Annotated in this window: 15 protein-coding genes; 10 read left to right on the top strand and 5 right to left on the bottom strand. The window is 45.4% G+C overall.

Annotation, left to right across the window (positions count from 1 at the left end):
• Nucleotides 1-314: 314 nt before the first annotated feature.
• The 4 genes from IQ263_RS12020 to IQ263_RS12005 all read left to right on the top strand — a co-directional run bounded on the left by IQ263_RS12020 (nt 315) and on the right by IQ263_RS12005 (nt 3479).
• Nucleotides 315-2123, top strand: a complete 1809-nt coding sequence (locus IQ263_RS12020; RefSeq protein WP_194067634.1) for an aspartate kinase — start codon at nt 315-317, stop codon at nt 2121-2123.
• Between the two features lie 137 nt (nt 2124-2260).
• Complete coding sequence (locus IQ263_RS12015; RefSeq protein WP_194067633.1) at nt 2261-2671, top strand: hypothetical protein; 411 nt, start codon at nt 2261-2263, stop codon at nt 2669-2671.
• Entirely contained in the window at nt 2668-3075 is a 408-nt protein-coding gene (locus tag IQ263_RS12010; protein ID WP_194067632.1) for a hypothetical protein, read from the top strand. The genes IQ263_RS12015 and IQ263_RS12010 overlap by 4 nt, the downstream gene beginning before the upstream one ends.
• Nucleotides 3072-3479, top strand: a complete 408-nt coding sequence (locus tag IQ263_RS12005) for a hypothetical protein (protein ID WP_194067631.1) — start codon at nt 3072-3074, stop codon at nt 3477-3479. The genes IQ263_RS12010 and IQ263_RS12005 overlap by 4 nt, the downstream gene beginning before the upstream one ends.
• 391 nt (nt 3480-3870) lie before the next feature.
• On the opposite strand, the gene IQ263_RS11995 is transcribed toward IQ263_RS12005, so the two are convergent.
• Complete coding sequence (locus IQ263_RS11995) at nt 3871-4908, bottom strand: DNA cytosine methyltransferase (protein ID WP_194067629.1); 1038 nt, start codon at nt 4906-4908, stop codon at nt 3871-3873.
• 259 nt (nt 4909-5167) lie between these two features.
• Here IQ263_RS11995 and IQ263_RS11990 point away from each other — a divergent pair, with 259 nt between their 5' ends.
• Nucleotides 5168-5551 carry a DUF4346 domain-containing protein gene (locus tag IQ263_RS11990; protein ID WP_194067628.1) on the top strand — a complete coding sequence of 128 codons (384 nt, stop codon included), beginning with the start codon at nt 5168-5170 and terminating at the stop codon, nt 5549-5551.
• A gap of 59 nt (nt 5552-5610) precedes the next feature.
• On the opposite strand, the gene psb32 is transcribed toward IQ263_RS11990, so the two are convergent.
• Nucleotides 5611-6333, bottom strand: a complete 723-nt coding sequence (gene psb32, locus IQ263_RS11985; protein WP_194067627.1) for a photosystem II repair protein Psb32 — start codon at nt 6331-6333, stop codon at nt 5611-5613.
• A 245-nt stretch (nt 6334-6578) separates the two neighbouring features.
• Here psb32 and tnpB point away from each other — a divergent pair, with 245 nt between their 5' ends.
• Nucleotides 6579-7739: an IS200/IS605 family element RNA-guided endonuclease TnpB gene (gene tnpB, locus IQ263_RS11980; RefSeq protein WP_194067626.1), complete on the top strand. Its 1161-nt coding sequence runs from the start codon at nt 6579-6581 to the stop codon at nt 7737-7739.
• Between the two features lie 51 nt (nt 7740-7790).
• Nucleotides 7791-7988: a hypothetical protein gene (locus IQ263_RS11975; RefSeq protein WP_194067625.1), complete on the top strand. Its 198-nt coding sequence runs from the start codon at nt 7791-7793 to the stop codon at nt 7986-7988.
• 254 nt (nt 7989-8242) lie between these two features.
• Here the strand turns inward: IQ263_RS11975 and IQ263_RS11970 are convergent, their stop codons facing one another.
• Nucleotides 8243-8926 carry an NADPH-dependent FMN reductase gene (locus IQ263_RS11970; protein ID WP_442922693.1) on the bottom strand — a complete coding sequence of 228 codons (684 nt, stop codon included), beginning with the start codon at nt 8924-8926 and terminating at the stop codon, nt 8243-8245.
• 303 nt (nt 8927-9229) lie between these two features.
• On the opposite strand from IQ263_RS11970, the gene ftsH reads away from it, so the two are divergent.
• Nucleotides 9230-11167 (top strand): ATP-dependent zinc metalloprotease FtsH, encoded by a 1938-nt coding sequence (ftsH, locus tag IQ263_RS11965; protein WP_194067624.1) that lies wholly within the window; start codon nt 9230-9232, stop codon nt 11165-11167.
• Between the two features lie 579 nt (nt 11168-11746).
• On the opposite strand, the gene IQ263_RS11960 is transcribed toward ftsH, so the two are convergent.
• Nucleotides 11747-12358 (bottom strand): M23 family metallopeptidase, encoded by a 612-nt coding sequence (locus IQ263_RS11960; RefSeq protein ID WP_370589097.1) that lies wholly within the window; start codon nt 12356-12358, stop codon nt 11747-11749.
• A gap of 296 nt (nt 12359-12654) precedes the next feature.
• Between IQ263_RS11960 and IQ263_RS11955 the strand changes: the two genes are divergently transcribed.
• Together IQ263_RS11955 and IQ263_RS11950 are read left to right on the top strand one after the other, a co-directional pair.
• Nucleotides 12655-13035, top strand: a complete 381-nt coding sequence (locus IQ263_RS11955) for a hypothetical protein (protein ID WP_194067622.1) — start codon at nt 12655-12657, stop codon at nt 13033-13035.
• Nucleotides 13036-13548: 513 nt separating this feature from the next.
• The gene (locus tag IQ263_RS11950) at nt 13549-14997 is read left to right on the top strand and encodes a RecQ family ATP-dependent DNA helicase (protein WP_194067621.1); all 1449 of its coding nucleotides are present in this window, start codon (nt 13549-13551) and stop codon (nt 14995-14997) included.
• A gap of 136 nt (nt 14998-15133) precedes the next feature.
• Here the strand turns inward: IQ263_RS11950 and IQ263_RS11945 are convergent, their stop codons facing one another.
• The gene (locus IQ263_RS11945; protein ID WP_194067620.1) at nt 15134-15556 is read right to left on the bottom strand and encodes a hypothetical protein; all 423 of its coding nucleotides are present in this window, start codon (nt 15554-15556) and stop codon (nt 15134-15136) included.
• Between the last annotated feature and the right edge of the window lie 198 nt (nt 15557-15754).

Raw genomic sequence — 15754 nt, 5'->3', positions numbered from 1 at the left:
GAGTTGCGAATTCAAGCTTTGGAAGCGCGTTTGCGAGAGTTAGAAGGCAGCTAATAGGTAGCCAGAAACCGGGTTTTTCCGCCAAAATATTCGCAAAAAATCCTCAATCTCCCAAAAACCCGGTTTCTTTGAACTTACGCAGCGGTGACGAGAAACCGGGTTTTTGGGTCAAGATATTCGATTCAAACCCTCAATCTCGCCAAAAACCCGGTTTCTTTATTGGCAGTGCATAGGTAAACGTAGGCTATAATCCAGAATTTGCGTATATTAATTGGTTAAGAGTAAAGTATTGCATCACTTTTGTGTAAAGTCCTATGGCACTAATTGTTCAGAAATACGGCGGCACCTCGGTTGGTACAGTCGATCGCATTTTGGAAGTAGCGCGACGAGTTGTAAAAACAGTACAGCTTGGAAACTCCTTAGTTGTCGTACTTTCGGCGATGGGAAAAACGACTGACGGTTTAGTGAAACTGGCTAAGGAAATTTCCGCAAATCCCAGCAAGCGGGAAATGGATATGTTGCTTTCCACTGGGGAACAAGTCTCGATCGCACTTTTGAGCATGGCATTGCAAGAAATGGGACAGCCGGCAATTTCCCTCACCGGAGCCCAAGTCGGCATTGTCACCGAAGCCGCCCACACCCGCGCCCGGATTTTGCGAATCGACCCGAACAGGCTCCAAACCCAGTTAAACAGCGGTAAAGTCGTCGTCGTCGCAGGTTTCCAAGGCATTGCTAACGCCGGAGAATTGGAAATTACCACCTTGGGTAGAGGCGGTTCCGACACCACAGCAGTAGCCCTCGCCGCAGCGCTGCGGGCCGATAGATGTGAAATTTATACCGACGTGCCCGGAATTCTGACTACAGATCCGCGCTTAGTTGCACAGGCGCAACTGATGGACGAAATCACCTGCGACGAAATGCTGGAATTGGCGAGTTTGGGTGCAAAAGTCCTGCACCCGCGCGCCGTAGAAATTGCCAAGAATTACGGTGTGCCGCTGGTGGTGCTTTCTAGCTGGAGTGACGCGCCCGGTACGCGGGTAGTTTCCCCCCCTCCATCGCCCCGGCCTTTGGAGGGCTTGGAGCTCGCGAAAGCGGTGGATGCGGTGGAGTTTGATTTGGATCAGGCGGGGGTGTCGCTGTTGCGTTTGCCCGATCGTCCGGGGGTAGCAGCGCGGTTGTTTGGGGCGATCGCGCAGCAAAACCTCGATGTAGACTTAATTATTCAGTCAATTCACGAGGGAAATACTAACGATATCGCCTTTACGGTAAGGCGAAATTCGTTGAATCAAGCTGTGGCGGTTGCAGATGCGATCGTGCCCTCCCTCGGCAAGAATTCGCGCCCAGAATTGGGGGAACCGGAAGTGAGGGCAGAAGAAAGACCCATAGCTAAAGTTAGCATTGCGGGTGCGGGAATGATCGGCCGTCCGAGGGTAGCGGCCCAGATGTTTAATACTTTGGCGGATGCGGGGATTAATATTCAGATGATTTCGACTTCCGAGGTGAAGGTTAGTTGTACGATCGATGCTGCGGAGTGCGATCGGGCCGTTGCCGAACTCTGCAAAGCATTTGATGTCGCCAACTCCCCTATTGGACTCCATTCATCATCCCACAAACCGCCCGCAGTCCGCGCCGTTGCGTTGGATCTCAATCAAGCGCGTCTAGCAATTCGCCAATTGCCCGATCGACCCGGAGTAGCAGCAAAAATGTTCGGACTTTTAGCCGAAGAAAATATTAGCGTAGACACGATCATTCAATCGCAGCGGTGTCACAATATCGACGGCATATTAACGCGCGACATTGCATTTACCGTAGCACAAATTGACGCAGAAGCAGCTAAAACAGTCCTAGAAAAATCAGCAGTTGAATTCGGCTGGGGCGAAGTAGCAGTCGATACAGAAATCGCTAAAGTTAGCGTTGTCGGTTCCGGGATGGTAGCGCATCCGGGAGTTGCGGCAAAGATGTTTGAAGCACTTTCGCAGCACGAAATCAACATTCAAATGATTGCAACTTCTGAGATTAAGATTAGCTGCGTTGTGGATGAGGCACAGGGTGTCACAGCTTTAAAGGCAATTCACGCGGCGTTTGAGCTTTCGGGCAGTGAAAAAGTCCAAGTTCCAGCGTAATACTTGTTTGTAGTAGTAGTAGTAGTAGTAGGGACACGGCACTGTGTCCTTATTGCTTATTGCTGCCGTGTCATTATTGCAGATGATTAGGCTGTGTTAGGATCGAATTGGCGATCGGCTCAAAAGGATTGAATCTTATGACTGTAGCGAAGGAACAGATTACTGATAGCAATAGCAATAGCGGTTTATCAAATTTCCGCATCACTGTCGAACGTCTGCTAGAACTTTTAGATTTAGAAGAAGAGGATGAATACGGAATTTTGAGACCGACTGAATATGCTTTCAGGACAGCGATGAAATTAGTTGTTGAGGCTTACGATCGCATGGGAAACAGTTTTCCAAAAGCCTCTACTGCTACAGATGACCGAGGCAGTATTAGACTTGCTTGGCAAAATAGAAAAGCCGATCGCAAAGTTAGGTTATTTTGCCCATCTAATGCCGAGGAGAAAACTTACGTTTATCATCAAAACAGTGAGGAATATGGCTCGGAAGATATTACTTCAGCAGTAACCTTAGTTTATTGGCTAGAGTGGTTTAACAAGCTATGACAGATAAATCTTCTCCGAGTGAATTAGAGTTGGAGCCTTTGAATGAAACTGCTATTGTTTATAGAGCTTTACTTCGCCGACAATGGATGGATGAAACAAGCGATCTAGTTTTACTCTTCGCTTATTTACTTAGAGCAAATGAACCAGGTTTGTCGGTAACAATTGCCAGTGTTTGTTCGCCGGAACAATGTGCGGCAAAATTCAGAAATTGTTACGGAGTTGCTAGTATTCAAGTAGGACAAATTCGCGAATTAGGTTTAGACGCAATACCTGACTCTGCCTCCCACACTCAGATTGTCGGTTTACCTTATGTGACAGACGACCGAGACAGAGCTGAAAGATTAGCCGATTTGTTAGCAGAGCAATCTCAAATTATATGGAAACCAAGGGATTTAATCTTATGACTGTAGCGAAGGAACAGATTACTGATAGCAGCAATAGCGGTTTCTCTAATTTTCGCATTACCATCGAACGTTTGATCGAACTTTTAGATTTAGAAGAAGAGGATGAGTACGGGATTTTGAGACCGACTGAATATGCTTTCAGAACAGCAATGAAATTGGTTGTTGAGGCTTATGATAGCATGGGAAACAGTTTTCCAAAATGCTCTACTGGTACTGATGACCGAGGCAGTATTACACTAGATTGGACAAGCTTAGAACCAGAGCGTACAGTCCGCCTATTTTGTCCCTTCAGTGCAGAGCAACCAGTTGATATCTATCACCATGCAAAGAATGAAAATGTGGTCGAAGATATCGTTTCATCATCAACATTAGTTGACTGGTTGCAGTGGTTTAACAAAATATGATAGAACAATCTTCAGGGAGTGCGTCAGAGTTTAAAAAATTACCGGATCCTACACTTGTTTACCGAGCTCTCCGAAAAGGATGGATAGATCGAGATAGATCGATCGTCAAATCGGATGCCTACTATTTGCGCCAACGTATAAACGAACAGGGTATTTCTGTCAATTTTTCCATTCAGCAATCTTTGAGTGCATTGAGAAACTGTGAAGGAGTTGCTAGCCTTAATGTAGGGGAAATTCGAGAATTAGGTCTAAATGTAGTATGTGACTCTTCATCTCATGGCAGTATTATAGGCTTGCCCTATCGTGAAGATAACCGTCCAAGGGCTGATGAGCTTGCACTTTTGTTAGCAAGACAGTCTCGAATTGTATGGGAATCTTCGTCAAGTTGATATCAGCAATTTAAGACGACAAGCTGTATATATTCTTCTGTTTTTGTCTGCTGTTTATTTGGATCATCATACAATAAGTTTTGACTTAATATTTCTTGCGCGATCGCCTCCACCACCGGCACGCAAACCGAATTCCCAATTTGCTTGTAACTCTCCCCCGCACTGGAATAAGTCTTAAAATCTTCAGGAAAACCCATGAGACGGTAACATTCCTTCAGCGTTAACTTTCTCACCAAATTTCGATCGGGAAAATAGACAAAAAACCGGCCCGATGTTTCTTGCGAAGGAATTGTCGGATGCACGCCATCCACCGAATAAATGCGATTCGGCTGTCTGTGCACCCTCGACAAATGTTCTGTATTCGGCCTCACCCCAGTTTTCCAAGTACCTTTATTTCTGTATCCTACAAACACAAGTCCCGAATCTTGCTTTCTCGGATAATCAATTAAAGTATATTCTGATTTATCCAATATTTCAAAATCCCCCGTCTCGTCTAGAAATTCCCTGAGTTTGGGAGGAAACTTGCTTTTTAGGAATGAAAAATTGAAGGATTTACCTTTAGTTGCAATAATAAATATTCTTTCGCGGTGTTGGGGAAGTCCAAAGTCTTTAGCATTCAGCATTTTGTAATTCACGCTGTAGCCCAAATCTTCAAGGCTGGCGATAATTACTTTTAAGGTATTTCCCTTGTCGTGATGGATTAAGTGCTTGACATTTTCCAGGACAACTACTTGAGGTTGTTTTACTTTGATGATTTTACAAATATCGAAAAATAGCGTGCCTCTAGTATCTTCAAAGCCGAGCTTTTTGCCGCAGATGCTAAAAGGTTGGCACGGAAAACCGGCGACTAAAACATCAAAATCTACTAACTCGGCGGGATTGATGTTACTGATGTCTGCAAAAGGCACTTCGCCGAAATTGTCTGCGTACACTTCTCGACACTTGCTGTTAATTTCGCAGGAAAAAACGCATTCAAAGCCAATTTTTTCAAAACCTTGTCTGAAACCTCCTATTCCCGAAAATAAATCTATAAATTTCATCGATAATTTAATCCTAAATCTTGCTAAAGCTAAAGATAACAGATTTTGTTTCTCTTTCTTCTTTCACTCTGCGTTCTCTGCGCTCTCTGCGGTTAATAATACTCATTTAAACAAAAACCCAGCGCCGGACAGGAAATTGCCGTGTCTGCAGATATCGCCTATAATGTCGATCGCCCAAAATTCCCAAACTGGTCCCGCAGCCCACTAAACTAGGAATAGCAAAAAAAATATAGCTACTGTTTACTTCCTTTCACCAACCATGAGTCAAACCTTGGAAAACCTCACCGCCATCGATGACAAGCTCTCCAAACGCCACATCGACCTCGATCCAGGCGGCTACTTCATCATCTATCTCGATCGCGAAACCAGCTTAATTTGTGCCAAACACTTCACCAACATCATCGACGATCGCGGTCTGGCTGTCGATCCCGAAACCGGCAAACCCATCCCCGCCCGTGGCAAGGTAGAACGCACTCAGTGCACGCTGTTTAGCGGCAGAACCGCCAAAGAACTTTGCGTCAAAATCCTAGAAGAAACCCGCCCCAGCCCGGTGACAATGTTAGATCACGCGGCTTATCTGGGACGGGAATTTGTACGGGCAGAACTTGCATTGTTGAGCGATCGAGAATACGTTCAAGATTAGTCCAGCCTCGCCCGAATTTCCGGAAAAAAAGGTAACTTATCGGATTTAGCAGTACGCGATTACGAAAAACCTTGATACCAGAAATAAGTCACCATGGGAATCACTGTCGCCAACACCAACAGCACAACCACAACAACTGTGGCATTACCTTGTTCTGTTTCTTCAGCTTTTTTAAAGGTGCCTTCAACTTGAATGTTGTCAACAACTTTAGGCGCGCCCGGATCTGGTTCACCGGACAAAACAGTAGCAATGCGCGAACTGGCCTCAGTCAAAGCCTCGTTGTATTTGTTAGCTTCCCGCAGGGGAACCTGCAGGGTTTCCCCTGCTACACTCTGGGCAATTTCATCAGGTAGCAGGGATTTCACCCCTTCGCCGGTGCGAATTACCGCGCTGTTGGTAACAGTGTCGAGAACGAGTAAAATTTGATTAGCCTGGTCTTCTTTTGTGGGAAACCACTGTTCAAATAGTTGATCGCTAAAAGTGGCAACTGTTTCGCCGTAGTCTAAGCGACGGATGGTGACAAACCTGACTTCTTTGCCAGTTTGCTTTTCCACCTTGTCGAGTTCGCTGTTGATATTGCTTTCGCTGCTACGGCTGAGTACGTCGCCTTTGTCGAACACCCAAGTTCGATCGCCCGCCGACAACAGGGGAAACTCATACACGCCAGTCGCCAACGCCGGCAACACCGCTATCTGCGAGGCGATCAGGGCGATCGCGATCGCCGCCGCCGCTGGTTGGAGATATTTTCTCCAGTTAAATAATTGCTTGAAGAGTCTAGTCATGAGGTTAACCGTAAAACTGACTTTTTTCCAAAAATACTATAGAAACCAGCGTAAAATTCATTTTACACGGTGCAATATTTACAATTAGGTCGCCAGTCCAACTCCCCGCCCGATGATTTAAGGATTTCAACTATGGAACCAGCAGATAGTTATCATAAAAATTGGGTTTAAAACCTCCCCTTGTAGGGGGACTTTACATTTAGCTCACTTTAGTTTACCATAGTATGAGTGGTTTGGTAAGCTATGTGTTAAAAGCCTATAAGTACAGAATCTATCCAACCGACGAGCAAGCGGCATTGCTGGCTAAGTCGTTTGGCTGTGCGCGATGGTTTTACAATTTTGCTCTCAACCTTACTAACGAAACCTACAAAGCAACAGGTAAAGGTTTAAGTCGTAATCAGATAATTAACCTACTACCATCTTTAAAAAAAGAACATGAATGGTTAACAGAACCTCCATCACAATGTTTGCAGCAAGCAGCGTTAGACCTGTCTACTGCCTTCTTAAATTTCTTTGAAAAGAGGGCTAAATATCCAAATTTTAAGAAGAAGGAACAAAAGCAATCTATTCGTTTTCCTCAAAAAATAAAACTAGATGGTAGCTACTTAATTTTGCCAAAATTAGGTAAAATTTACGGCAAAATATCTCGATTTCCCGTCGGAAAATTAAAGTCTGTGACTGTATCTCTGACACCATCTGGGGAATACTATGCAGCTTGTCTCTATGATGACGGTAAAAACCAGCCATATTCAACATCAGAAGGTAAAGCTGTAGGCATAGATCTGGGATTAACTCATTATGCCATTACTTCAGATGGAACCAAGCACGGCAATCCCAAATATTATCGCAAATATGAGGTAAGACTTGCTAAAAAGCAAAAGCAACTCAGCCGCAAGCACAAGGGTTCTGCTAATAGGAACAAAGCACGAATTAAAGTTGCTAAAATCCAGGTAAAAATTACTAGATGCCGAGAAGATTTTTTACACAAACTAAGTCGTAAATTAGTTGACGAAAACCAAGTCATCGTAGTAGAAAATCTCGCCGTAAAAAACATGGTGAAAAACCACAAGCTAGCCAAGTCAATTACTGACGCTGGCTGGAGTAAATTTTCCACCATGTTAAAATACAAGGCCCAATGGTCAGGGAAAATATATATTGAAGTAGAGCGATTTTTTCCGAGTTCAAAGACTTGTAATAACTGCTTGCATCAAATAGATCTTCTGAGTTTAGAGATACGTAGTTGGCAATGTCCTAAATGCCACATGAGGCATGACAGGGATATCAACGCGGCTATCAACATCAGAGATGAAGGTTTACGAATTTTGGCGGGAGGGCATCTCGCTACTGCTTCTGGACAACGTGTAAGACCATCTAAAGGCACTGCTTTTAGAGGCGATGTTGGGTGAAGGAAGAATCCCCACGCCTTCAGGCTGGGGAGTTGTCAAAAAGGTTGGATTATGCAATCCCAGAAAGTATTCTACGTCGAAGTTTGGGATAGCCGCGGCAACCGCCACGTCGCCGTCCAAAATGCCAAGACTGAAGAGGAAGCTTTGGAATTGGCGAAAAAGTGGATTGATAAGTACGAGTCAAAACCCGGAAGAATGGCGATCGACGTACCGCATCCTTTCGGAGAAATCATCGATATGCCATTTTGAAGTCAGTAGTCAGTAGTCAGTAGTCAGTAGTCAGTAGTCAGTAGTCAGTAGTCAGTAGTCAGTAGTCAGTAGTTAGTGGTTATTGGTTATTGGTTATTGGTTATTGGTTATTGGTTATTGGTTATTGGTTATTGGTTATTGGTTATTGGTTACTTGCTACGAATTGCCACTTTCCACCTCTCAATTTCCAATAACAACTAACAAATAACAACTAACAAATAACAGCTAACAAATAACAGCTAACAGTCCTTATACTAAGAAATTCCTCGCAATTTCCGCGTATTTTCTACTAAACTGCGAGCAAATTCATCGAACCTTTCAGACAATTTTTCATCCAACAATTTGCCGTCAGGACTAAAAGCGTTCCAAGCTTGTCCGATCGCAATTTGTTCGGGAATTACCCAAGCGTGCACCCATCTCAAAATAGTTCGCAAATCGTTAAGTGCGTTGCTGTTAACTTGCCCTCCCAAAACGCTAATCGCACCCGCAACTTTGCCGTCCAAATGCTCGAAAGTGAGTAAATCGAGGGCATTCTTGAGAGCACCGCTGACGCTACCGTGATACTCCGGCGTTGCTAAAATCAAAGCGTCGGCTTGCTTTACCGCATTCCGCAGCTTTTCCACATCGGGGTAATCGGGATAATAATTCTCACCCTCGCAGAAGGGCAGATCGAGCGATCGCAAATCTAATATTTCAACTTCCGCGCCCAGGGCTTGCGCTCGTTCTGCTGCCACCTTCAACGCTAACTGGCTGTAAGATCCAGCCCGCAAACTCCCACCAATGCCGACAATTTTCACCATAAAACTTAAAAACAATAATTGCCGAAATAAAGCGTACTCATTACGACTATGATTAATATAACAAGTGCGATCGGCAACTGTCAATCGATTTGAGATTTGAGATTTATGGACGTGGCCGAGAAACCGGGTTTTTGCCAAAATTCTTGATTAAAGCCACAGATTTGGGAAAAAACCCGGTTTCTGAGTCGCTGTCCGTAAGTTGAGTAGACGTGACCGAGAAACCGGGTTTTTTGAGCAAAATCCCCGATCGAAGCCCCAAATTCAGTAAAAAACCCGGTTTATCAGTGGCAGTGGGTTCAAAACCAGGCCTCTCAAGCGGACTCTTGAGAAGCCAGCGACAGAGAAACCCATCCAACACCCGGCATCTTGTTAAAATAAATGAATGTAGCAAATCCAAAGCGGTCAATCTTGGCAGTCTTCAACCTCGGGCAAAAAACCAATATGAAAAATTCTTGGAAACAGGTATGGCTGGGGCATCTAGCTGTAAACAAAGACAAATCGAGCCAGCAGAATCCTAAAAAATCAATGCCGGGACGGAATCTTTGGCGCATCCTGGGCAGTTTGGTGATTTCTCAAGGAATATTGCTCTCGCCCCCGGTTTTTGCCGACAGCGCGCCTAACACCATGAGTTACAGCAAACTCATGGACAACATAGAGAAAGGGCAAGTCAGTAAAATCGAAATAGACGAAACTCAAAGAACTGCAAAAGTTAAGCTAAAAAATCAAAAAACCGATCGAGAACAAACTGTTACTCTGTTCGATTACAACAACCGAGAACTTTACTCGCAAATCCGCGCCAAAAAGATTGACTTTGAAGTCAAACAAACAGCCGACAATGCCGCGGCGGTCAGTTTAGTAATAAACTTACTGGTGATTTTTGCAGTGTTGGCGGTGTTGATGGCTATTGTGCGCCGATCGACCCAATCCCAAGGAAATGCCATGAACTTCGGCAAATCCCGAGCCCGTTTCCAAATGGAAGCCAAAACCGGCGTGATGTTCGACGACGTAGCAGGGATCGAAGAAGCCAAAGAAGAACTGCAAGAAGTCGTCACCTTCCTCAAAAAACCCGAACGCTTTAACGCCATAGGCGCGAAAATTCCCAGAGGAGTTTTGTTGATCGGGCCTCCGGGAACCGGTAAAACAATGTTGGCAAAAGCCATCGCAGGCGAAGCAGCCGTCCCCTTCTTCAGCATCTCCGGTTCCGAATTTGTCGAAATGTTCGTCGGAGTCGGCGCTTCCCGCGTCCGCGACTTGTTCAAAAAAGCTAAAGAAAACGCCCCCTGCATCGTCTTTATTGATGAAATAGATGCGGTAGGAAGGCAGCGCGGCGCTGGGATCGGCGGTGGAAATGACGAACGCGAACAAACTCTCAACCAGTTGCTGACAGAAATGGACGGCTTTGAGGGTAACAGCGGCGTGATTGTGATTGCAGCGACTAACCGCCCTGACGTGCTCGATACTGCCCTGCTGCGGCCCGGCAGGTTCGATCGCCAAGTAACGGTAGATTTACCCAGCTACAAAGGGCGTTTGGGGATTTTGCAAGTTCACGCGCGCAACAAAAAACTCGACGAAGAAGTTGCCCTAGATACGATCGCCCGCCGCACTCCCGGCTTTTCCGGCGCTGACTTGGCAAACTTGCTTAACGAAGCGGCAATTCTCACCGCGAGGCGGCGCAAAGACACGATTAGTAACTTAGAAGTTCACGATGCGATCGACCGAATCACGATCGGGCTTACTCTGAATCCACTGCTCGACAGCAAGAAAAAGTGGCTAGTAGCATACCACGAAATCGGACACGCCCTCGTATCAGCCATGCTCAAAAATACCGACACCCTAGAAAAAGTCACGATTATTCCGCGTTCCGGCGGTATCGCAGGCTTTGCCAACTACGTGCTCGACGACGAAATGATCGACAGCGAAGGTTTGAGGAGTCGGGCGTGGCTGTTAAGCCGGATTACAGTAGCTTTGGGGGGACGGGCTGCAGAGGCTGAAATTTATGGCGATGCCGAAGTAACTCTCGGCGCCAGCAGCGATATCACAGAAGTCAGCAAATTAGCGAGACAGATGGTAACGCTTTACGGAATGTCGGATTTGGGGCCTGTGGCTTTGGAAAGTCCGAACAATGAGGTGTTTTTGGGCCAAAGCTGGAATTCGCGGGCTGAGTATTCCGAAGAAATGGCTATCAAGATCGATCGGCAAGTCCGGGAAATTGCTATTCACTGCTACGAAGAAGCCCGCCGGATTATCCGCGAAAACCGCCATTTGGTAGACAAGCTGGTTGAAGTGCTGTTGGATGAAGAAACGATCGACGGTGATGAATTCCGCAAAATTGTCGATCGATACGCCGAGTTGACCAAAAAAGAATTGGAACCAGCGTAAAGAGTCAGTTGGCAGTTGTCAGTTGGCAGTTGGTAAAGAGTCATTAGTCATCAGTCATCAGTCATTAGTCATTAATTCAGGTAAAGAATCATTAGTCATCAATCATTGGTGATTAGTGATTAGTCATTAGTTAACGAAGTAGGAATTATGCACCGACTCTATTTTTAGAGTGCGCCTGAAGCACTTTACTACTAACCCAAAAAAAATGACTAATGACCAATGACTAATGACTCTTTATCTTAACTAATGACTAATTACTCTTTATCTTAACTAATGACTAATGACTATGTCAGTTGTCAGTTGGCAGTTGGTAAAGAGTCATTAGTCATCAGTCATCAGTCATTAGTCATTAATTCAGGTAAAGAATCATTAGTCATCAATCATTGGTGATTAGTTATTAGTCATTAGTTAACGAAGTAGGAATTATGCACCGACTCTATTTTTAGAGTGCGCCTGAAGCACTTTACTACTAACCCAAAAAAATGACTAATGACCAATGACTAATGACTCTTTATCTTAACTAATGACTAATGACTCTTTATCTTAACTAATGACTAATGACTAATGACTAATGACTAATTAAGACTGATTGGAATACATTTCGCGAAGTACCAAAGCCGGGTCTACCCAGCGGCCGCCGTACTTCAATCCCCAATGCAGGTGAGGGCCGGTCGTGCGGCCGGTCATTCCCACTCTGGCAATTCTCGCACCAGCCGGCACCGTTTGACCCTGCCAAATTTGCAGGCCGCCTTCGCGATCGACATAATAGCGCCCGCCGTTAACTTTTTCTACTCTACCTCTGAGGTGACAGTAGATGTGCTCCCAATCTCCCGATCGCACCACCATACCAGTGCCGCACCTGCCATCTTCCCAAACTTCCACCACTTGACCGCCCCACCAATTGCGGATATAGCTACCTTCTGGCGCCGCCATGTCCAAACCGTAATGAAAATCTCCACCACGGGGGCCGAAGGTGGAACTGTAGGCTTCAAAATTTTCGACTGGGAAAGAAGCTTCTTGCCACAACTTACCCGTAGCGATTTTGGTTGGTAAAGCTGACTGAGCCTTGACCAACTCCTGCTGTAAATAAGGGCTAATCACCACGATACAGAGCGAAAGAACTAACAGTAGTATCCGTCTAAGGCGAAAAAAGCGTTTAACCGTCAGCGGGCCCCTAGAGTCTTGCACGATTTATTTAACTCCTGAAAGTTTAATGTGTGGGCGAATCTGCGTTGTCTGTTGTGCCAATTCGCTGCAAGATTGCCTCGCGTGCTGAATCTACTAGCGAATCAGTTAACCAAGGTGTATCTTACTGCATAGAGAACTGGTGTCAAGCCTTCGGCTTAAATATTGTAGCGAACAGAAAGTCATTGGCCCGGTGAAATTTGTGCTGCGGTTGAATTCGATCGAGCTTTTGTTTGACACTATAGTTTAGTACGGGATTTTGGATGCAGTCTCAAATCTCAAATTTATAACACACATAAGCAATGCTTACTGAAATTTTCCCTTTTAGTTTTGCCATAGACGCAACTGCGATCGCCGGTGCCTCATTGTGGTCTTTAGCCCTGTACTGGGGTCTGTCGCCCCTGACAGAATGGGTAATCCTGCAACTCAACCGCTGGATGAATTTTGCCGAAAGATCCCTCTACACCTCGGAAGCGGAGTTTGAGAGAACCCGCCAAGCCAGAGAATCTCAAAATGCCTTTTACGCTTCCCTGTTGAGCATTCTGCCCTTTTTGATTGCGGGCGGATTGTGCAATTGGGGAGTCGAATGGTCTCTGGGTACTGGTTGGGCGGTATCTATGGGGACGATCGCCTGTATTGGCGGCGGCGTTTACGAACTCGGCCGCCGAGACGGTCAATCTTAGGCGATGGTAGATTTTGGATTTTGGATTTTGGATTGCTCAAGATATTCGGAGATTTACCAGCCTCTAGAATCGATCGCAATCTCAAATCCAAAACTCCAACTCTCAAATAAATATGACATTTTCCGTTTATTTGTCGATCGCGCCTCAAACAAAATTCATAATATATAGCAATGATAATTTTACTCATTTTGTAAGGTGCCAACGCCCTTAGTGTTGAAGAGCGCCAGCCGCGAGGTTATCCTATCAAATCCGACTCCACCGGAATGATTCAACCGCAGAGCGCACAGAGGACGCAGAGGGAGAATCTGTGCGCGTACTCTCAACAAAAAATGCTTTTTGCCAAGTCGGAGATGCTTCCGTACCGAGGAGCGAGAACAGACAGATAAATGAATCGTTCCGATACTAACGGATTTGGTATTAATGGCTGAGGGCGCGCCACCTTAGATATATCTCAATCTTCTGCATCCAGGACTGTCTGCTATAATTAACTCTTCTGATTTGGGAATAAATAAAATGAAATACCAACCAGAACCAACATTATTAAATCAAGCGCGCGCCGCTTTCCAAAAAATTTGGGGCTACGACGACTTTCGACCGCCGCAAGGAGAAATAGTTAGCAGTTTATTAGCAGGAAAAGATACAATTATAATTATGCCTACAGGTGGCGGCAAATCAATCTGCTTTCAACTGCCAGCTTTGTTACAAACCGGCTTGACTTTGGTAGTTTCGCCCTTAGTCGCCTTGATGGAAAATCAAGTGCAAGAATTGCGCGATCGCAATCTCCCCGCTTCCCTCCTCCACAGTCAACTGTCAGCACAGCAGCGCCGACAAACAATGCAATCGCTGCAACAAAACAAGTTGAGATTGCTGTATTTGTCTCCCGAAACATTGCTCAGCAAACCAGTCTGGGAAATTCTCAGTCAGCCCCACATCCAAATCAACGGTTTAATATTAGACGAAGCTCACTGTTTAGTGCAGTGGGGCGATACCTTTCGACCAGCTTACCGCCGTTTGGGAACAGTGCGACCGGCTTTGTTGAAAGCTAAACCGGAAGGTAGTAAAATTGCGATCGCAGCTTTCACCGCTACCGCCAACCCGGAAGCACAAAAAATCATCAAAAATGTCTTGCAACTGCAAAAACCAGAAGCATTTTTGCTAAGTCCCTACCGTTCTAATCTGCACCTGCAAGTGCAGACTGTCTGGACACCGAGGGGACGCAAACAACAGTTATTAAATTTTATTAAATCTCGACCAAAACAAGCAGGTTTAGTCTACGTCCGCACAAGAAAAGATAGCGAAAATTTGGCTAATTTGCTGGAAGGTGCAGGTTATAAAACCGCAGCCTATCATGCAGGTTTGAGTCCTGAATCGCGCCGAAACATAGAAACAGCTTGGCTAAATAACGATCTTAAATTTGTGATTTGTACCTGTGCTTTCGGGATGGGAATTAACAAGCCGGATGTGCGGTGGGTTGTTCACTTTCAAGCACCTTTGCTATTATCGGAATACATTCAGGAAATTGGTAGAGGCGGACGCGACGGCAAATCGGCGATCGCCCTGACGTTGATTAGCGAACCTACGGGTTTGCTTTATCCCGATGACAAACAAAGAGCACAATTTTTTCAAGATAAATTGCGATCGCAATACCGAGAAGCGCAGCAGTTGGCCCAACAACTGCCAGTTAAAGGCGATGTAGAAGCAGTTTCTCGCGAATTTCCCGAAAGCGCGATCGCCCTTTCCATCTTGCACAGCAGCGGACAATTAACATGGCAAGATCCTTTCAATTATGCGATCGACAAATCCGCACAGCAAAAAGGCGCAAAACAAAATTTTACCGCCGCTGCTGAAATGGCACAATATCTCAAACACCGAAAGTGCCGGTGGCAATTTTTGCTGCAAGCTTTTGGCTTTGCAAATGAGGCTAAATCTATGCGGTGCGGGCACTGCGATAATTGTAAGTAAATGAGTGGAAAAATATATAAAGTATGTGATTCTTAGTCCGCGGAGGCGGACTTTGTTTGTGTAGTAGGGGGCAATCCCCCCGTGGTTGCCCTAATTTCAATCGCCGAATCATCCACGAGATAATCGCGCCTAAATTCTAACTCACAGGTTCAGTATATTCGCAAAAAATATTAAGACCAATTTTGAGCAGATACAGAACAACAATAGTAGCTATACTAGGATCGATCGGTATTCCAGACGAAGCGCCCAAACCGACAACAGCAACAATCAATCCCGTCAGCAAAGGTGCACTTCCAGGATTTTTGGTGTAGTCTTTGAACTGGGCGCGCAAACCATCATTGCCGCAGATTTCCGCGCGGAGAGTTTTCAGCGTGACTTGCCATAGGGATTTGCGGTTGTAAGATTCAAGATTGTTGTTTTCAAACCACAATTCATCAAAACTACTGTCAAGTCTGCCCTGGTGTTTTTCCAGCATTGCAAAGGCTTCTTGGGCGGGAGCATAATCTTGCAACATTTGCCGCATTTTATTGATTTCGGCGGGAGTGAGTATCGGTTCCATATTGTTAATTGCGAGTAAGTTAGTTAAACAATTTTGATTGTAATGATTATACCAGTTAGGAATTACTCGCTACGACCAGAGAAACCGGGTTTTTTCGTGAATCTGCGCGTCGCAACGAATATTTTCACAAAAACCCGGTTTCTGAGCCCTCGCGTCACACCAAGAAACCGGGTTTTTTCCCGAATCTGCGTGTCGCAA

Source organism: Tychonema sp. LEGE 06208 (assembly GCF_015207505.1).
GTDB lineage: Bacteria > Cyanobacteriota > Cyanobacteriia > Cyanobacteriales > Microcoleaceae > Microcoleus.
The sequence above is the reverse complement of the archived record's forward strand: the minus strand, read 5'-3'. Positions and strand labels throughout refer to the sequence as shown.